The organism is Streptomyces sp. NBC_01716, from assembly GCF_036248275.1.
Classification (GTDB): domain Bacteria; phylum Actinomycetota; class Actinomycetes; order Streptomycetales; family Streptomycetaceae; genus Streptomyces.
The window spans coordinates 1751390-1770006 of sequence record NZ_CP109181.1 but is presented as its reverse complement, the minus strand read 5'-3'; the positions used below and the strand labels follow the sequence as shown (position 1 = coordinate 1770006).

14 protein-coding genes and 1 pseudogene are annotated in these 18617 nt (G+C 70.7%); 7 read left to right on the top strand and 8 right to left on the bottom strand.

The features are described from left to right. Nucleotides 1-12 precede the first annotated feature (12 nt). Both OIE74_RS07645 and OIE74_RS07640 read right to left on the bottom strand, forming a co-directional pair. A pseudogene (locus tag OIE74_RS07645) lies at nucleotides 13-1028 on the bottom strand (IS5 family transposase). A 239-nt stretch (nucleotides 1029-1267) separates the two neighbouring features. Next, complete coding sequence (locus OIE74_RS07640) at nucleotides 1268-1657, bottom strand: VOC family protein (protein ID WP_329379819.1); 390 nt, start codon at nucleotides 1655-1657, stop codon at nucleotides 1268-1270. An 88-nt stretch (nucleotides 1658-1745) separates the two neighbouring features. Between OIE74_RS07640 and OIE74_RS07635 the strand changes: the two genes are divergently transcribed. Together OIE74_RS07635 and OIE74_RS07630 are read left to right on the top strand one after the other, a co-directional pair. Beyond that, nucleotides 1746-2384 carry a nucleoside/nucleotide kinase family protein gene (locus OIE74_RS07635; RefSeq protein ID WP_329379816.1) on the top strand — a complete coding sequence of 213 codons (639 nt, stop codon included), beginning with the start codon at nucleotides 1746-1748 and terminating at the stop codon, nucleotides 2382-2384. A gap of 135 nt (nucleotides 2385-2519) precedes the next feature. Then, a complete protein-coding gene (locus OIE74_RS07630; RefSeq protein WP_329379813.1) occupies nucleotides 2520-3494 on the top strand; it encodes a hypothetical protein in 975 nt (324 codons plus the stop codon). A 45-nt stretch (nucleotides 3495-3539) separates the two neighbouring features. Here the strand turns inward: OIE74_RS07630 and OIE74_RS07625 are convergent, their stop codons facing one another. Continuing rightward, on the bottom strand, nucleotides 3540-4592 hold the full coding sequence (locus OIE74_RS07625) for an AraC family transcriptional regulator (RefSeq protein ID WP_329379810.1): 1053 nt from the start codon (nucleotides 4590-4592) through the stop codon (nucleotides 3540-3542). 106 nt (nucleotides 4593-4698) lie between these two features. On the opposite strand from OIE74_RS07625, the gene OIE74_RS07620 reads away from it, so the two are divergent. After that, nucleotides 4699-5463: an SDR family oxidoreductase gene (locus OIE74_RS07620; RefSeq protein ID WP_329379807.1), complete on the top strand. Its 765-nt coding sequence runs from the start codon at nucleotides 4699-4701 to the stop codon at nucleotides 5461-5463. Nucleotides 5464-5670: 207 nt separating this feature from the next. Here the strand turns inward: OIE74_RS07620 and OIE74_RS07615 are convergent, their stop codons facing one another. Continuing rightward, nucleotides 5671-6654: an aldo/keto reductase gene (locus OIE74_RS07615; protein WP_329379804.1), complete on the bottom strand. Its 984-nt coding sequence runs from the start codon at nucleotides 6652-6654 to the stop codon at nucleotides 5671-5673. 68 nt (nucleotides 6655-6722) lie between these two features. Continuing rightward, nucleotides 6723-8510 (bottom strand): malto-oligosyltrehalose trehalohydrolase, encoded by a 1788-nt coding sequence (gene treZ / locus OIE74_RS07610; RefSeq protein WP_329379801.1) that lies wholly within the window; start codon nucleotides 8508-8510, stop codon nucleotides 6723-6725. Nucleotides 8511-8935: 425 nt separating this feature from the next. Between treZ and OIE74_RS07605 the strand changes: the two genes are divergently transcribed. Together OIE74_RS07605 and OIE74_RS07600 are read left to right on the top strand one after the other, a co-directional pair. Beyond that, nucleotides 8936-9484, top strand: a complete 549-nt coding sequence (locus tag OIE74_RS07605) for a DUF1707 and FHA domain-containing protein (RefSeq protein WP_329379798.1) — start codon at nucleotides 8936-8938, stop codon at nucleotides 9482-9484. A 27-nt stretch (nucleotides 9485-9511) separates the two neighbouring features. Further along, complete coding sequence (locus OIE74_RS07600; RefSeq protein ID WP_329379795.1) at nucleotides 9512-10063, top strand: hypothetical protein; 552 nt, start codon at nucleotides 9512-9514, stop codon at nucleotides 10061-10063. Between the two features lie 27 nt (nucleotides 10064-10090). Here the strand turns inward: OIE74_RS07600 and treY are convergent, their stop codons facing one another. Next, a complete protein-coding gene (gene treY, locus OIE74_RS07595) occupies nucleotides 10091-12433 on the bottom strand; it encodes a malto-oligosyltrehalose synthase (RefSeq protein ID WP_329379792.1) in 2343 nt (780 codons plus the stop codon). A 194-nt stretch (nucleotides 12434-12627) separates the two neighbouring features. Then, nucleotides 12628-14751: a glycogen debranching protein GlgX gene (gene glgX / locus OIE74_RS07590; protein WP_329379790.1), complete on the bottom strand. Its 2124-nt coding sequence runs from the start codon at nucleotides 14749-14751 to the stop codon at nucleotides 12628-12630. 400 nt (nucleotides 14752-15151) lie between these two features. On the opposite strand from glgX, the gene OIE74_RS07585 reads away from it, so the two are divergent. Beyond that, nucleotides 15152-16384 (top strand): SAV2148 family HEPN domain-containing protein, encoded by a 1233-nt coding sequence (locus tag OIE74_RS07585; RefSeq protein WP_329379787.1) that lies wholly within the window; start codon nucleotides 15152-15154, stop codon nucleotides 16382-16384. A gap of 85 nt (nucleotides 16385-16469) precedes the next feature. Continuing rightward, a complete protein-coding gene (locus tag OIE74_RS07580; protein ID WP_329379784.1) occupies nucleotides 16470-17192 on the top strand; it encodes a 3'-5' exonuclease in 723 nt (240 codons plus the stop codon). A gap of 235 nt (nucleotides 17193-17427) precedes the next feature. Here the strand turns inward: OIE74_RS07580 and OIE74_RS07575 are convergent, their stop codons facing one another. Further along, nucleotides 17428-18303, bottom strand: coding sequence for an aminoglycoside phosphotransferase family protein (locus tag OIE74_RS07575; RefSeq protein WP_329379782.1), 876 nt, complete (start codon nucleotides 18301-18303; stop codon nucleotides 17428-17430). Between the last annotated feature and the right edge of the window lie 314 nt (nucleotides 18304-18617).

Here is an 18617-nt window from a genome sequence, read left to right as displayed (position 1 = left end):
TTGGGGTTCGGATCATGTAGTTGAGGTGAGCTGCTTCAGCCACATGAGCGATCCCCGGAGGTGAAGTCCTGCCTCGTAGCTCTCGGGGGACTTGTCATAGCGGGTGGCGAGCCCACGCCAGGTCTTGATCTTCTGGAAGCAGCGCTCCACAGTGTTGCGCTGCTTGTAGCGGTGCGCGTCGAAGACGACGGGCCGGCCGCCGGCCGAGCCCTTCTTCCGGCGGTTGGCAGCTTGGTCGTTCTTTTCCGGGATGACTGCGGTGATCCCGCGTCTGCGCAGGTAGGCGCGGTTGGCCTTGGACGAGTAGGCCTTGTCGGCGGCCACCGCCCCGGGCCGGGTGCGCGGGCGGCCCCTGGGGCCTGCGACGCGGATCCGGCCGAGCACCACCTGGAACTGCGGGCAGTCCGCCGCCTGGCCCGGGGTCAGCACGAGCACCAGTGGCAGTCCCGCCGCGTCGACCGCGGCGTGGACCTTGCTGCTCAGCCCGCCTCTGGACCTGCCGAGCCCGGCCGCCTCCGCCCGTGCCCGGCGACGGCGCCGTGCCGCGGACCGCTCCCGGCCCTCCTGCGAGTCGCCCGCGCCGGATACCGGCGGTGGCGCATCACCCGCAGGACCGGTCCCTGTTCCGGCAGCGGAACCCCCTTTTCCTCGGTCAGTGCCTGTTCGAGTGCGTCCAGGGTCTCCCCGGCGATCGCCAGACCTGCCGATTCGTGATGGGCCCGCACGACCGTGGAATCCACACTGACCAGTTCCAGCCCGACCTGCCCGCGTGCAGCAGCCTCGGCGATCAGACCGTCCATCAGCGCTTGGAACACCCCGGCCTTCGACCAGGCTCTGAACCGTGAATACACCGTGGACCAGGGCCCGTAGCGTTCCGGGACATCACGCCAGCCGCTGCCGGTGCGAAACCTCCACAGCACGCCGTTGAACTGGTCCCGCACCCGTCGAGGCAGCGGACCCGTCGCCGCCACCGGCAGACGTCCCTCGATCAACTCCCACTCGGGATCCGTCACATCAAAACGCGCCACGCAGGAGTTCTACCAGCCCAGGCCAGCACACCATTGAACCTCGCAAGATCCGAACTTCGAACAGCTCCTAGGCCCTGTCCGGCGGATCTTCGCGGGCCCGGGGCGCCTGGTACGGCACCTCGCGGCGTTGTCGGAGTCGGCCAAGTACGTCCAGTACGAGCCCGATCCTCCGCCTTGCGATGCACCGCACCAGACGCCCCGGGCTGATCCACGAAGATCCGCCGGACAGGCCCTAGCTCTCAGACCGGCGTCGGCTGGAGGAGGTCCCAGCGGTTGCCGTACAGGTCCTCGAAGACCGACACCGTGCCGTACGGCTCGTGCCGGGGGTCCTCCAGGAAGCGCACCCCCGCCGCCGTCATCCGGGCGTGGTCCCGCGCGAAGTCGTCCGTGTGCAGGAAGAAGCCGACCCGGCCGCCGGTCTGCGCGCCGACGCTCGCCCGCTGGGCGTCGTCGGCCGCGCGGGCCAGCAGGAGCGCCCCGGCGCCGCCGCGCGGCCGTACGGCGACCCAGCGGGAGCCGTCGCCCCGGTCGGTGTCCTCGACCAGCTCGAAGCCGAGGGATCCGGTGTAGAAGGCGATGGCCTCGTCGTAGTCGCGGACGACGAGGGTGACCAGGGCGATATGAGGCATGGCGGGAGGTTATACGTATGACCAGGGGTCGGGCAAGGCGGCGGAAGGGCCACCTGGCCCCCACCGCCCCGGATGGAACAATGCCGACATGGACGCGCGGCAGCTCGACGTACTCATCCGTCGCGCCCGGGGGCTCGCCGCCACCGGGCAGCGCCGGATCCTCGGCATCGCGGGCGCGCCGGGTGCGGGGAAGTCCACGCTCGCGGGGGAGCTCGTCGCGGCGCTCGGCGGGAGTGCCGTGCTCGTGCCCATGGACGGTTTCCACCTCGCCCAGGCCGAGCTGCGCCGGCTCGGCCGCGCCGAGCGCAAGGGTGCGCCCGACACCTTCGACGCCGTCGGCTACGCCGCGCTGCTCGGGCGCCTGAGGGCACCCGCGCCTGGGGTCGTCGTCTATGCGCCCGCGTTCGACCGGGCCCTGGAGGAGGCCGTGGCGGGCAGCATCCCGGTCGGTCCGGACGTACCGCTCGTCATCACCGAGGGCAACTACCTGCTGCACGACGACGGCGCGTGGGCGCCGGTCCGCGCGTTCATCGACGAGGCGTGGTTCCTGGAGCTCGACGACGCCGTACGCCTGCGGCGTCTGGTCGACCGGCATGTGCGTTTCGGCAAGGAGCGCCCCTACGCCGAGCGCTGGGTCAGGGACTCCGACGAGGCCAACGCCCGGCTCGTCGCCCGGGGCAGGCACCGCGCGGACCTGGTGATTCCGGTCACGGTCGGCCCCGGCTGAGCCGCATCGTATGCCCCCGAACCGACATCAGGGGCGGTGTAGGGCCTACCATCGAACGTTCGACGCACGTGACGATCACAGGGGCAACGGGGACCGGGGCGCGAAGCCGAGCGCGATCATGGGGAGGCGGACGACGTGGGGTTGTTCAGGCGTGGGCCGAAACGGGACGGGCGCGAGATGCCTCGCGACCCCGAATTCACCTTCTTCTCGACCGACGAGGCCGCACTCTTCCGCAGCCAGGTGCGTGAGGCGTTCGCCGAGCGGGGCCTGGAGGTCACCGTCTACTCGGACCTGGTGACCGACAGCGCGGGACGGCAGTTCGGGCTCTCCAACCTCGCCGCCGTCTGTCACAACGACGACCGCGGCGCCCGCGTCTGGGGCGAACTCGTCCGGCAGCACGCCGGGATGGTGCTGCGGACCATGGACGGCCCCTCCGCCCTCGACACCCTGTCGCCCGCGCAGATCCGGGCCCAGCTCTACCCGCGGGTGATCAGCGGCGACAGCCTCGACGCGCAGGCCTTCGCGTACGCGCGCTCCGTCGCCCCCGGACTGTACGAGATCCTCGCGCTCGACCTCCCCGAGAGCGTCATGATGCTCACCGACGAGGCGCTGGAACCGCTGGGCCCGCTGCACGAGTTGCGGGCGCAGGCCCTCGGCAATCTGCGCCAACTGCCCGTCGAGGGGCGGGAGACGGTCAAGGACGCGGGAGGCATGCGGTTCGAGGTCGTCATGGGCGACTCCTTCTACACCGCGAGCCGCGTCCTGGCGCTGGACAGCCTCGTACACCAGATCACCGGGCGGCAACTCGGCCCGGACGGCGCGCTGGTGGCGTTCCCGTTCCGCCACCAGGTCGCGTTCCATGTCATACGTGACGCCGGCCTCATCCCGTCGCTGAACGCGATGGCGTCGTTCGCCGCGTCCGGCTTCGAGGACACGCCGGGCGCGATCAGCCCGTACGTCTACTGGTGGCGCGACGGCACGCTGACCCAGCTCAGCGACAAGGACGAGGGGAACCACGAGGCGGGCGGGCTGCGCATTGTGGTCGGCGAGGACTTCCAGGAGCTGCTGGAGCGACTGGTCTCACCGTCACACGGGGACGACGAGCTCTGAGCCCGCGATGTGAACCTGTGCCGAGTAGGACGCGACGTCCACGAGTCAAGCAGAACGGTCTTGCTGTGGGTGGTGTGCGGTGCGTTCCACGCGAAGCGCGCGCGGGGTCAGGCCGAGGGCGCGGCGCAGGGACCGGGTGAGGTGGCTCTGGTCGGCAAATCCACAGGCCAGTGCGATGTCCGCGATGCTGTCGTCCGTGTGGAGCAGGGCGTCGCGGGCCCGCTCGACACGTTGGCGCAGCACGTACTGATGCGGAGTCTCACCGGTGGAGGCCTTGAACACGCGGTTCAGGTGCGACGCGCTGACCCCCGCGACCTTGGCGAGTTCATCGAGCGCGATGCGTTGGCCGAGATTGACGTGGATGTAGTCCCGCAGTTCTCCCAGGCGCCGGGCGGGCATACCGCCCGCGCGGGCAGGGAGTCTGTTTCCCTGGATGGCTTCCTTGAGCACGATGGAGGCGGCTGCCTGGACGAGTGATTCCGTGTACAGGGACTCGGTGGGTTCGGGACCTTCGTACGTGGCGACGAGCCGGTGCACCAACATGGCGAGCAGTGGATCGGTGAAATGAAATGCGGGGGCGAGTTTCACGGACCCTTGCAGACCGCTTTCCGCGGCGAGTTTCTCCAGCCACAGTGGATCGAGGCCCAGGAGCATGAGCTCGACGTCGTCCTGCCAGCGGGGCTGGGCGGCGTGGCCGGCTGGATTGATCAACGCCTCGCCGGTGTGGAAGCGCTCCCGGCGAGCGGTACCGTCGTCGCGCCAGCGCAGATTGGCCGAGCGCCCGGTATGTACCACGAGGACGTGTGAACCCGGGCCGACGGGTGGCGGCGCTGTGTCGGCGCGTCCGGCGGCGCGCTCGACCGCGCGTTCCACCACGGCGTGCTGAAGGTCGTCGCCGCTGCTGGTGAGGCACTTCAGGTGAGGCTTGATGTGAGAGATAACCACAAAAAACAGTATGAGCCCGTTATGGCGATCGGGCACAACGATGGGGCGGAGCGGCTGTTTGCCCAGGCAGCCTTGCACACGTCTGCCCACTCGCCCGCTGCCATGCGGCTCCCAGTCTGATCTTTTTGTTCCAAAGATGAGGTGATTGTTCAAGATCCTCCCCCTGCGCTCGGCGCATCCTTCCTCCGGAGGCGCGCATTCCAGGTCGGGGCGACCTGACCGGCGCGTGCCGTGAACGTGGAATCCACAGGAGGCTGTCATGGTGAAGACCCCGGACAAGACGCTCGAGGGCAAGGTCGCTTTCGTCGGCGGTGCGTCCCGCAATCTGGGCGGGCTGATCAGCACGACCCTGGGCGCCGAGGGCGCTTTGGTGGCGGTGCACTACAACAGCGATTCCTCCCGGGCCAAGGCGGAGGATGTGGTGGCGCAGATCAACGCGGGCCCCGGTGAAGCATTCGCGATCCAGGGGGACTTGACCCGGGTTGCCGAGGTGGAGCGGGTTTTCGACGAGGTCGTGAACCGGTTCGGGAAGCTGGACTACAGCGTCAACACGGCCGGCATGGTGCTGAAGAAGCCGCTGACCGACATCACGGAGGAGGAGTACGACCGGATGTTCGCGGTCAACTCCAAGGCCGCGTTCTTCGTGATGCGCGAGGCCGCCCGGCGGATGGAGGACGGCGGCAAGATCGTCACCATCGTCACGTCGCTGCTGGCCGCCTACACCGGCCTGTACTCCTCGTACGCGGGTAGCAAGGCCCCTGTCGAGCACTTCACCCGGGCGCTGTCGAAGGAGATGTTCGGCCGGAACATCTCGGTGAACAACATCGCTCCAGGGCCGATGGACACGCCCTTCTTCTATCCGGCCGAGGACGACGACTCGATCGCCTACCACAAGTCTTCGGCCACGAACGGTGAGCTCACCAAGATCGAGGACATTGTGCCGTGGGTGCGGCATCTGCTGACCGACGGCTGGTGGGCCAACGGCCAGACGCTGTTCCTCAACGGTGGCTACACCACCCGCTGACCCGCACTACACCCCGGCGGGCGGGAGCGGTTCGCCCCCGCCCGCCGGGCCGCTGCTCGGCCCTTGCCGACCGCTCGCTTCTCTGTCTCGGGAGGCCCTCATGACCGCTCGCCTCACCAACCACCCGATGGCCTTTGATCGGTGCAGGTCAACGAGCCTGGTGTGGGCGGGAGTTGGGGCCTCGGTGCCGGTGGCGGTCATTACCCCTCAGCTGAAGTGCGACAGCACGCTGTACGGATACGGCAGCGGGCGGGCGCTCGCCTCGTCCAGGCGCGCGGTCTGACCGGCCGTCAACTCCCAGTCCACCGCACCCAGATTGTCCTTCAGCTGGTCGAGCGTCCGCGCGCCGATGATCGGGGCCGTGACGCCCGGCCGGTCCAGCAGCCAGCGCAGCGCCACCTGGGAGGGCGTGCGTTCCGTCTCGGCGGCGACCGCCTGGACCGTCTCCACGACCCGCCAGGTCTCCTCGTTGTCCCGCGCCCGCCAGCTCTCGCCGTCGCCGTGGGACTCGCGGCTGCCGGCCGGGACCGACGTCATGCCGCGCCGGTACTTGCCCGTCAGCCAGCCGCCCTGGAGCGGGCTGTAGGGGATGACGCCGACTCCCGCCGCCTCGCTCTGGGGCAGCAGCTCCCACTCCACCTCGCGCGCCAGGAGGTTGTAGATAGGCTGGAGGCAGACGTACGGCTCCCAGCCCCGCCGGTCGGCGACGTCGAGCGCCCGCTGGAGCTGGCCGGGGGAGACGTTGCTCGCGCCCAGGTAGCGGACCTTGCCCGCCTTGACCAGGGTGTCGAGCGTGCCGAGGGTCTCCTCGATCGGTGTCCTGACGTCCCAGACATGCGTCTGGTAGAGGTCGATGTAGTCGGTGCCGAGCCGCCGCAGGCTCGCCTCCACCGACGCGATGATGTGCTTGCGGCTCAGGCCCCCCTCGTTGGGGCCCTCGCCCATCGGGAGGGCCACCTTCGTCGCGATGACGAGCCCGTCGCGGTCGCGCCCCTTCAGCCAGCCGCCGATGACCTCCTCCGAGACGCCCCGGCCGTACGCGTCGGCCGTGTCCAGGAAAGTGCCGCCGGCCTCGGTGAAGGTGTCGAGTATCCGGTGCGCGCCCGCCTCGTCGTCCTTCACGAAGGTCATCGTGCCGAGACAGAGTTCGCTGACGCGGAGCCCGGTCCTGCCCAGATTTCGCTGCTTCATGGTGTGCACGCTAGGCCTTCGAGCGCACACGAACACGGGTGGTTTCACTCACCGCTGATTCCACCGGTTCAGCCTCCCGCGAGCACCGCGCACGATTCGGGCGGCAGCCGCAGCACGCCCTCCGGGCCGGGCGCCTCCACCGGCTCCCAGGCCAGCAGCACCTGACCGCTCCGGTCACCCAGCGGGATCTCGGCCGGGCGCGCGGACAGGTTCAGCGCGACCCGTACGTCGCCGCGCCGGTACGCGAGCCAGCGCGCGCCCTCGTCGTACGCCACCTTCACCGTCGCCAGGTCCGGATCCGACAGATCCGGATGACTGTGGCGCAGGGCGATCAGATCGCGGTGCCAGGCCAACAGGCGGGCGTGCGGCTCGCGTTGCGCCTCGGTCCTGTCCAGGCACGAACGGTCGCGCGTCGCCGGGTCCTGCGGGTCGGGAATGGACTCGGCCGCCCAGCCGTGCGCCGCGAACTCCCGCCGCCTGCCCGTGCGTACGGCCTCCGCCAGCTCAGGGTCCTGGTGGTCGGTGAAGAACTGCCAGGGCGTACGGGCGCCCCACTCCTCACCCATGAAGAGCATCGGCGTGAACGGGCCGGTGAGTACGAGCGCCGCGGCGCACGCCAGCAGACCGGGGGAGAGCGTCGCCGAAAGCCGGTCGCCGAGGGCGCGGTTGCCGATCTGGTCGTGCGTCTGCGCGTAGCCGAGGAAGCGGTACGAGGAGGTCCTGGCGGGGTCGAGAGGGCGGCCGTGCGTCCGCCCCCGGAAACTCGAATACGTACCGTCGTGGAAGAAGGCCCGGGTCAGGGTCTTGGCGACCGCGGCGAGCGGCTCGGCCGCGAAGTCCGCGTAGTAGCCCTGCGATTCACCGGTGAGCGCGGCGTGCACGGCATGGTGGAAGTCGTCGTTCCACTGGGCGTGCAGCCCGATACCGCCCTCCGCGCGCGGCGTTGTCGTACGAGGATCGCCCAAGTCGGACTCGGCGATCAGGAACAGCTGCCTGGCCAGCTCCGCCGAGAGCCCGTCGACGGCGGCGGACAGATCCTCCAGGAAGGTCAGCGCGCGGGTGTCGGCGAGCGCGTGCACCGCGTCGAGACGCAGCCCGTCGAAGCGGTAGTCCCGCAGCCAGGCGAGCGCGCTCTGACGCAGATACGCGCGGACCTCGTCCGAGCCCGGGGCGTCGAGATTGACCGCCGATCCCCAGGGGGTGTGGTGCGTGTCGGTGAAGTACGGGCCGAACCGCGGCAGGTAATTGCCGGACGGGCCAAGGTGGTTGTGCACGACGTCGAGCACGACGCCCAGCCCCAGCTCGTGCGCCGCGTCGACAAAACGCTTCAGCGCCCCGGGACCGCCGTACGGCTCGTGCACCGCCCACAGCGACACACCCTCGTACCCCCAGCCGTGCGTCCCCGGGAAGGGACACACGGGCATCAGCTCCACGTGCGTGATGCCGAGCGCGGCCAGCGGGGCCAGTTGGGCCGCCGCGGCGTCCAGGGTGCCATCGGCGGTGAAGGTGCCCACGTGCACCTCGTAGAGGACGGCGCCAGGGAGCGGCCGGCCGTGCCACGGCGCGGACCATTCGTACGAGGCGTGGTCGACGACCGCGCTGAGCCCGTCGGGGCCGTCCGGCTGGCGGCGGGAGCGGGGATCGGGCAGCACGGGGCCGCCGTCCAGCGCGAAGCCGTAGCGCGTGCCGTCTCCCGCGGGGGCCTCGGCGGTCCACCAGCCGTCGCGCAGCGGGTCCCGGGCCATGGCGTGGTCGGCGCCCTCACCCGACCGCGCGTCCTCGGCGCGGTCGGCCGGCTCGCCGATCCGGAGCGTGACACGGTCCTGCGCCTGCGGTGCCCAGACTTCGAACTGCACGGGTCGTCCCCCTCTGTCGTCGGCACTCTTCACCCACATGGTGACAAGGGGGCAGGCGGGAAGCCTGGTGATCGCGTCGATTCGGTGAACGCGTCACCCCAGGGGGGTTTCCGGTGGGACGAGGTTGATGCGCTCCTGTACGACGGGGTAGCCGGCGCGCGCGAAATGCGCGGCCATGGTCCAGCTCCTCCTGGGCGGCCCGGTCCGTGCGGCCCACGAGCCCCGGGTCGGCCAGCGAACGGAACAACGGGGCTTCGGAGGGGGTGAGTTGGCGGAAGACCGGTTCCGTCATGAAATGTGCCTCCAGGAAGGGGGGCCCACCGTCAAGGACCGGCCGGGGACGGGCGAATCAATTTCGCCGACACTTCTCGGCCTGAACAGGCCCCTTCTGGACACGTCAAGGACTCGGCCCGACAATCAGTTGTGTGACGTCCTCGTTCGAGTTCCACACGTATCCCGCGCGGCTCTCCGACGCCGAGCGCGACCGTGTGCTCGCCGTCCTGAGAGAAGGAATGGCGCAGGGCAGGCTGTCGCACGACACGTTCATACGGCGGATGGATCTGGCGCTGGCCGCGCGCAGGTCGGACGAGCTGGAAGCGCTCACGGCCGACCTGGACACCGACGGCCGCTGGGCGCGGCGGCTGTTCGGCGCGGTGGGGCGGGCTTCCGCGTTCTCCGCGCGGCTGCGCAGGGCCTGGCAGGTCGAGCGGCTGCCGAAGCTGCTGCTGCCCGACCCGGGCCCGTTCCCGCTGCGTATCGGCCGGGATCCCATGAACGGGCTGCGGCTCAGCCACGACACCGTCTCCCGGCTCCACGCCGAGCTGGGGATGCAGGGCGGGCGGTGGATCCTGCGGGATCTCGGGTCGACCAACGGCACGACGGTCAACGGGCGCCGGGTGACGGGGACGGTCGTGGTGCGCGACGGGGACATGGTGAGCTTCGGCGAACTGAGCTTCCGGCTCGCCGCGCACTGAAACGGCGGGCGTGGCAAGGGGGAGTTCATGGGCCGGTCCGACACCGACAGCGGAACGGACGAGGAACGGGCGTGGGACGCCTACGTCCGGGCGAGCGACGGGTTGTCCGCCGCGCGAAGGAAGCTGTTCGAAACCGATCCGCTGCCTCTGGTGCGCAGGGAACTGGCGGGCGGGCCCGGCCTGTTCGCGGCGCTGAATCTGCTGATGGATGTCGGGTGGAACCGGCCGGAGCTGGTGCGCGTGCTCGTGCCCGAGCTGTACGCGTCCTCGCTGAGCCTCGGCAGGGCCGGCGTCTTCGCCCGGCTGGTCCTGCGCCGGCTGGCCCGCTCGGGCGACCCGTGCACGGAGGGCCTGCACGAGGAGATCGGGCGGCTGATGGAGCGGACACTGCGCGACGAGGGTGACGACTCGCTCGCCCTGCGCGCGCTGGGGATGCTGCTGGAGGACATCAGGGCGACGGAACTGATCGCCCGCTTCCGGCAGTTCGGGCTGGCGTCGGCGGACGCGGACGTGCGCGAGCTGATCATCGAGGACTACCCGGAGGACGAGTTCCCCGCGCCCCGGGCCCCGGACGTGTAGGCGGCAGCCGACTCCCGACCGGCCCGGCTACTCGCGGCGCGACAGCAGCGCCACCGGGCTCGCCGACAGGAGTTCCGTCAGGGAGATCGGCCCGCCGGCGAACTCCCGGTCCGGGGAGAGCGCGTCCGTCCAGCGGCCCGCGGGCAGTTCCAGCACCGTGCCCGACCAGCCGCCCGACGAAGCCAGGCGCAGCGACAGCCTCGTGACCACCGAGATGACCTCGCCGGAACGGGAGAACGCCGTGCAGTGGTCCGTCGCCGGGCCCGTCGCCTTCAAGGGCGTGTACGTGGACGACTCCGCGAAGGCGTGCGGGCGTTCGCGGCGCAGCCGCAGAGCCGCCACCGTGAGCACGGTCTTCTCGTCGGGCGGGCCCGTACGGAAGCGTTCGCGGTTGTCCGGGTCGACCAGGGCCAGATACTCCCGCTCGGTCCGCTGGTAGATGTCCGGCACACCCGGCATCGTGAGATGGACCAGCGCCGCCCCGAGCGTGTTCGCCCTTACGTACGGGGCGAGTTCACGGGTGAGACGGGCCACCGCCTCGCGCGGCCGGCCCGCCGGACCCGCCGCGACGAAGTCCCGTACCGCCTGCTCGTACACCGGATCGGGCTCGGTCCAGCTCGTGTGCAGCCCCGCCTCCCGTACGGACTTGAGCAGCGCGGGCTCCATCCGGGCGCCGTCCGGCGGCGCTTCCGGCGGGGTGAAGCCGATGGCCGTCTGCCAGGCCTGCCAGGCCAGTTGGGCGTCCGGCGCGGGAACCCCCGCCAGCTGCCGCAGCAGCGCGTCCCACCGTTCGGGGCACTCGGACAGGACGGCGATCGCGGCCCGTACGTCCGCGCTGCGCTTGGTGTCGTGCGTCGTCAGGACGGTGCCGGTGGCCGGCCAGTCGCGGGCCAGGCGTGCGCAGTAGTCGTGGAAGCGCTCCGGGCTCACCGCGGGCCGCCCAGGGTCGCCGCCGACCTCGTTCGCGGACAGCAGCGGCACATGGCGGTAGAACGCCGTGTCCTCGACGGCCTTGGCGCGCAGCGCGGACGACGTCTGGGCGAAACGCGCGCAGAACGCCGCCCGGTCGGGACCGCCCCCCAGCCGGCCGAGCGCCAGCTCCCGTACGACGTCGACGGCCGCCGCCTCCTCCGGCACGGCGAACGCCGCCTTGGCCTGCCGCGCCGCCTCCTTGGACACCGCCGCCTCGTCGGACTCCCGGCACGGCCCGCCCGCGACCGTGTAGGGCCGGTAGACGGGCACCCGTACCAGCAGCTCTCTGATGGCCGTCCGCAGCGCCCACGGCGCGTGGTCGCGCAACGCGGCGTCGGTCGCGCAGATCCGCTCCGCGATCCGGGCCAGCGCCGAGGTCTCGGCGGCCAGTTCGTCGATGACGACCTTGTACATCGCGCGCCGCACGGTCGCTTCCCAGTAGCCGCCCCGGTCGCCCGCAGGCCCGGTGAAGTCCCTGAAACGGTGGGCCAGTTCGTCGGCGCCGACCGGGTCGGTGAACAGCCCGTCGATGCGGTGCAGCGCGTCGTAGCCCGTCGTCCCGGCCACCGGCCAGTTCGCGGGCAGCGGCTCGTCACCGGTGAGGATCTTCTCCACCACCGTCCAACAGGCGCCGCCCGTGGCCTCGTTGAGCCGCCGCAGATACTCCTCGGGGTCGGCGAGACCGTCCGGATGGTCGATCCGCAGACCGTCGACGACCCCGTCCCGTACGAGTTCGAGGATCTTGGCGTGGGTCGCGGTGAAGACCTCCGGGTCCTCCACCCGTACCCCGATCAGCTCCGAAATGGTGAAGAAGCGGCGGTAGTTGAGCTCGGTACGGCCCAGCCGCCACCACGCGGGCCGGTAGTGCTGGGCGTCGAGGAGCGCGGGCAGCGGCAGCTCCGCCGTGCCTTCGGCGAGCGGGAAGCGCAGTTCACCGTGGTGCAACATGCCGTCGGCGACGCGCAGTTCGCCGAGTTCACCGCCCACGGGGCCCGGCAGGACGGGCAGCAGCAGCTTCCCGCCGCCGGCTTCCCAGTCGATGTCGAACCACCGGGCGTACGGGGACGCCGGACCCTCCCGCAGCACCTCCCACAAGGCCCTGTTCTGCGAGGGCGCGGTCGCCATGTGGTTGGGCACGATGTCGAGAACGATCCCCAGCCCGTACTCGTGGGCCCGGTCGGCCAGCCGCCGAAGCCCCTCCTCACCGCCGAGCTCCGCGCGCACGCGCGAGTGGTCGACCACGTCGTATCCGTGGGTCGAGCCCGGCATGGCCTCCAGCACCGGCGACAGATGCAGATGCGAGACCCCGAGCGCGGCCACGTACGGCACCGCCTTGGCGGCGGCTGCGAAGGGGAAGTCCGGCTGGAGCTGGAGCCGGTAGGTGGCAGAGGGCGTCATGCGAACGTACGTACCCCGCTCAACGGCTTCTGTGTCATCCGGTCATGCATTCGGCAGCCGACCGGCCACGGGAGCGGCCACGACACGGGTGCCATCGTGCCACGACACACGCGACGGGCCGGGACCGGGTACGGGCTCCGCGCACCCGCCCCGGCCCGTCCGTAAGCGCCCCGGCCCGTCCGCACCCGCCCCGCCTACACAGACCGCATCAGCACCGTCATGCTGCGGCCGATCATCGTGATCCGCTCGCCCGCGTCCACCTTCGGACCGTCGCCCGGCGGCACACCCTCCGGACGCGAGGTGTCCACGACGATCCGCCACTGGCTGCCGTGATCCACGGGCACGGCGAACTCCAGCGTCCGAGCGCTCGCGTTGAACATCAGCAGGAACGAGTCGTCGGAGATCCGCTCGCCGCGCGGCCCCGGCTCCGAGATGGCCTGTCCGTTCAGGAAGACCGACATGGCCTTCGCGTCGGTCGCCTGCCAGTCGCCCTGGATCATCTCTTCACCCTCAGGGGTGAACCAGGAGATGTCCGACAGCTCGTCGTGCGTCCCCTCCACCGGACGGCCGTGGAAGAACCGCCGCCGCCGGAACACCGGGTGGTCGCGCCGCAGCCAGACCATCGTCTGGGTGAAGGCGAGCAGGCCCTTGTTCTTCTCGTCGCCCTTCTCGGGCCAGTGCACCCAGGCGACCTCGTTGTCCTGGCAGTACGCGTTGTTGTTGCCGCCCTGCGTACGGCCGAACTCGTCGCCGTGACTGAGCATCGGCACGCCCTGGGACAGCATCAGCGTCGCGATGAAGTTGCGCACCTGACGGTCGCGCAGCTCCCGTACCTCCGGGTCGTCGGTCTCGCCCTCCACCCCGCAGTTCCAGGAGCGGTTGTGACTCTCGCCGTCCCTGTTGCCCTCGCCGTTCGCCTCGTTGTGCTTGTCGTTGTAGGCGACCAGGTCGTGCAGGGTGAAGCCGTCGTGGCAGGTCGTGAAGTTGATGGAGGCCAGCGGGCGCCGCCCGTCGTCCTGGTACAGGTCCGACGAGCCGGTGAGCCGCGACGCGAACTCCGCCAGGGTGCGCGGCTCGCCCCGCCACAGGTCACGGACCGTGTCGCGGTACTTGCCGTTCCATTCGGTCCACAGCGGCGGGAAGTTCCCGACCTGATAGCCCCCCTCGCCGACGTCCCACGGCTCGGCGATCAGCTTCACCTGGCTGACCACCGGGTCCTGCTGGACCAGGTCGAAGAACGACGACAGCCGGTCCACCTCGTGGAACTGGCGGGCCAGCGTGGCGGCCAGGTCGAAGCGGAAGCCGTCGACATGCATCTCCTCCACCCAGTACCGCAGCGAGTCCATGATCAGCTGGAGCACGTGCGGACTGCGCATCAGGAGCGAGTTCCCGGTGCCGGTGGTGTCCGTGTAGTAGCGCGGGTTGTCGGCGCCGAGACGGTAGTAGGAGGCGTTGTCGAGGCCCCTGAAGGAGAGCGTCGGGCCCAGATGATTGCCCTCGGCCGTGTGGTTGTAGACGACATCGAGGATCACTTCGATGCCCGCCTCGTGCAGCGCCTTCACCGCCTGCTTGAACTCCAGCACCTGTTCGCCCCGGTCTCCCCAGGAGGCGTAGGTGTTGTGAGGGGCGAAGAAACCGATGGTGTTGTAGCCCCAGTAGTTGTTGAGGCCGGAGTCCACCAGCCGGTGGTCGTTCACGAACTGGTGCACCGGCATCAGTTCCAGCGCGGTGACGCCCAGCTCCGTGAGGTGTTCGATCACCGCCGGATGGGCGAGCCCCGCGTACGTACCGCGCAGCTCGTCGGGCAGCTCCGGGTGCAGCATCGTCAGGCCCTTCACATGGGCCTCGTAGATGACGGTGCGGTGGTAGTCGGTCCGCGGGCGGCGGTCGTCGCCCCAGTCGAAGTACGGGTTGACCACGACGGCCGTCATCGTGTGCGGTGCGGAGTCCATGTCGTTGCGCGAGTCGGGCCTGCCGAAGTGGTAGCCGTACACCGACTCGTTCCAGTCGATGCTGCCGCTGATCGCGCGGGCGTACGGGTCCAGGAGCAGTTTCGCCGAGTTGCAGCGCTGCCCGTTCTCGGGCGCGTACGGCCCGTGGACCCGGAAGCCGTACCGCTGGCCGGGCATGATCCCCGGCAGATAGGCGTGCCGGACGAAGGCGTCCGTCTCGCGGAGCTCCACCGCCGTTTCTGATCCGTCGTCGTGCAGGAGGCACAACTCGATCCGGTGCGCGGCCTCTGAGTAGACCGCGAAGTTGGTTCCGGCGCCGTCGTAGGTGGCGCCGAGGGGATACGTCTGTCCCGGCCAGACCTGCATAGATATGACTCTTCCATTTCTGATCCGGGTGCGGGGGCCTTCTCCGATCAGATACTCCCCGAAAGAGGCGCAACCTCCTAGGAGGCCCGTTCGGAAGCCGGGCCGGAAGCAGTCGAACGAACCGGTGGGTCAACTTCGGGTTCTTTGGGCACCACCCCGTTGCCGGACCGTGTCCTGACGTGGCATATGGCCGGATTCAGACCATACGATGCCCCTCGTCCGACCCCCTGTCACCAGGCCCAATACCTATGAATCATCCCACTTCGGCCGAGATCGGCACACAGAACGCCCGCCCGCACCACAGGAGTTGAGAAACGAGCCTGCGCATCCGGCTGCACCTCCTCCCGTTTGCGCAGTACCCTTCCTTGATCGTTGAAAGGGGAGGGAAGGCGGTGCGCGGGTGAGCTCGGGAGGGCTGGAGCTACCCCCAGGTGACCCAGGTCACGAGGGGGTTCCCGGCGACATCCCGCCCGGAGCGGTCTCCCTCGCACGGCCGATGGAGATCGGGGCGGAACTGGACTGGGGTCCGGAGGCCTGGAGCGAGGTGCGTACGCGCGCCCAGCGGGCCGGCCGGGCCTATATCTGGCTGAATCTGGTCGAACAGCGGCTGCGTGCCGTCGTCTCGGCGATTCTCAAGCCGATCTACGAGCCGGTGCACGGCGACGACTGGGTGGTGGCGGCCGCCGGACCGGCGGGCCAGGAGTGGGTCCAGCGCGCCGTGGCGGTCCGCGAGGTGTCGCGCCGCAAGGGCTATCTGCTCGACCCGGCCGACGACAACGTCCTCAGCTTCCTGACGCTCCCGCAACTGCGGGAGCTGATGGTCCAGCACTGGCCGGGCTTCCAGCCGTACTTCGACGACCGCCGCGACGTGGAGCTCGCCCTGGACGAGCTGGAGGTCGCCCGTAACGTCGTCTCGCGCAACCGGGCGCTGTCCGAGGCCGTGCTCGCACAGGCCGAGCGGGCGTCCGCGCGGCTGCTGGAGATCCTGGGCAGCGGGACGGCCGTACCGTCCGCGGACCGGCTCAGGGTGGACGCCGTGGAGGACCTGGTCGGCGACCGGTACGCGGACGTGGTCTCGGTCCACCCCGACCGGGTCCGCCTCCAGCGGCAGATCCCCGCCGAAGACCTCTTCGGCGGCGCGCGGCGCCTCGACGCCGTCGGGATAGGCCTGAACCTCCTCGTGCAGAACTTCTCCGGCCGGCGCCTCGTCAGACTCGCCGAGTCCGGCTGCCGGATAAGGCTGCTCTTCCTCAACCCGGCCAGCAGCTCGGTCAAGCGCCGCGAGCGCGAACTGGGCCTCAAGAAGGGCGAGCTGAGCCGCTCCGTGGAGATGAACATCCTGCACATGCGCCGGGTGCGCTCGCGGCTCCGGGACCCGGACGCCTTCGAGATCCATGTCTTCGACGAGACGCCGCGCTTCACCGCGTACCTGGTCGACGGGGACGGCGCGGACGGCCTCGCGGTCGTGCAGTCGTATCTGAGACGGGCGCGCGGCATGGAGGCGCCGGTGCTCGTGCTGCGGGGCGCGGGACGCGATGTGGTGCGGGTGGGCCAGGACACGGAGCACGGGCTGTTCCAGACGTACCGCGAGGAGTTCGAGTCGGTGTGGGCCGACTCGCGCCCCGTCTCCTGAGGCCGGGTCAAGGCTCCGCCCGGCGTTGTCAGTGCCGCGTGCGAAGGTGAATGTCGAACGGGGAGAAGCGTGAAGGAGGACGGGGATGAGCTGGCACGGGGAGCCGTTGGCCGGATTCGATCTGGAGACGACCGGCACGGAGCCGCTGGAGGCGCGCATCGTGACCGCGGCGGTGATCGCGGTACGGGACGGTGCGGTGGGGGAGCGGCGGGACTGGCTGGCCGATCCGGGCATCCGGATCCCGGAGCAGGCGTCGGCGATCCACGGGGTCACCAGCGAGCGGGCGTCGGCGGAGGGGCGGCCGGCGCGTGAGGTGGCGGACGAGATCGCGGCGACGCTGACGGGGTACTGGACACGGGGCGTGCCGGTCGTGGCGTACAACGCGTCGTTCGATCTGACGCTGCTCGCGGCGGAGTTGGCGCGGCACGGGCTGCCGTCGCTGAACGACCGGATGGGCGGCGGGCCGATCGGCCCGGTGATCGATCCGTACACGATCGACCGCGCCGTCGACAAGTACCGCCGGGGCAAGCGGAATCTGGAGGCGGTCTGCACGGAGTACGGGGTGGTGCTGGAGGGCGCGCACAACGCGGGCCAGGACGCGCTGGCGGCGGTCCGGGTGGCGACGGCGATAGCGGCCCGCCACCGCCAGGTCGCGTCCCTGTCGGCGGCGGCGCTGCACGAGCGGCAGATCGCCTGGTACGCGGAGTGGGCGGCCGACTTCCAGAGCTTCCTGCGCCGCAAGGGCAACACGGACGCGGTGGTGGACGCGGACTGGCCACTGCGCGAACTGGTGCCGGCGACGAGCTGAGCGCGGGGCGGGGCCTTTCAGCCCCGCCGGCGTTTGAGGGCGACGGTGACAACGGGCCTGTCCAGCCCCGCACTCAGCCCCTCCGGCGTTTGAGGAGCGGGGTCCGGGGCGGAGCCCCGAAAATCAGCCCGCCCGGCGTTTGAGGGCACGGCCGGAGGCCGTACGGGGTCCGGGGCGGAGCTCCGGTTTCGGGAAGGGGCGGGTAGGGGAACAGCCCCGCGCAGCGGCCCGCCCGTCAGAAGGGCCGCCAGCGCACCTCGGCGTCACCGTCCCGCAGCGACGCCACCCGCCGCCGAAACTCCGCGAGCGCCCCCGGATTCGTCGGCGCGTGCTGCGCCACCCACGCACAACTCGCAGTCTCCCGCGCCCCCCGCAGCACCCCGCAGCCGGACCAGTCCCGAACGTCCCAGCCGTACACGGCGGTGAAGGCGTCGTACGCCTCCGAGGACATCCCGTACCGGTCCCGGGACAGCGCCATCACCACCAGGTCGTGCTCGCGCAGATCCGTGGCGAAGGTCTCCAGGTCCACCAGGACCGGTCCGTCCGGGCCGACATGGACGTTGCGGGGGAGCGCGTCGCCATGGATCGGCCCCGGCGCGAGGTGCGGGGTGAGCGCCGCCGCGGCAGCGGCGAAACCGTCCCTGCGCTCGCGCAGATAGCCGGCGTCGGCCGCGTCGATCGCGTCGCCGGCGATCCGCAGCCACCGCTCCACGCCGCCGAGCAGCTCCCTGCGCGGCAGTTCGAAGGGCGGCGCGGGCAGGGCGTGGACGAGCCGGAGCAGTTCCGCCAGGTCGGCGGGGCCCGCGGGCCGTACGGCAGCGGGCAGCCGCCGCCAGAGCGTCACCGGGTGGCCGTCCACCGTACGGGCCTTGGGCTCCGCAGCCCGGACCGCCGGGACACCGCTCGCCGCGAGCCAGTCCGCGACGGCCAGTTCACGCTCGGCGCGGGCCAGCAGCTCCGGGGCTTCGGCCAGGCTCCGGCCGACCTTGACGACCAGCTCGCCGACGCCGAACACCGCGTTCTCGCCCAGCGCCAGCAACTCGGCGTCGGGCCCCGGCCCGTGCGGCAGCTCCGTGGCGTCCAGTACGGCGCGCGCCCGTGCCTCGTCCATCAGAACTCTCCCGTCACTCTCCGGTCGCTCCGGCGAGATCGGCCCTCAGTCTCGCATTCACGCGGGTTCGCTTGACGAACCCCTCACTGGTCAGCACCCTGCCGGAGGCCGCCGGGGCACCTGGTCCCTGGCCCGCTGTCAGCGCTGGGCCCTCTCGCCCTGCCCCCGGTAATCAGTTGTGCGAGACGATCCGGTCCGTCTAATGTCCGTGCCATGGGTAGCACCTTCATGGCGATCGTAAGCATCCGCTCCGTCCGGGGCTCCGTCGCCGCCTTCACCCGGCTGCGGCGCGCCCCCGGCGCCCTGACCGGCCA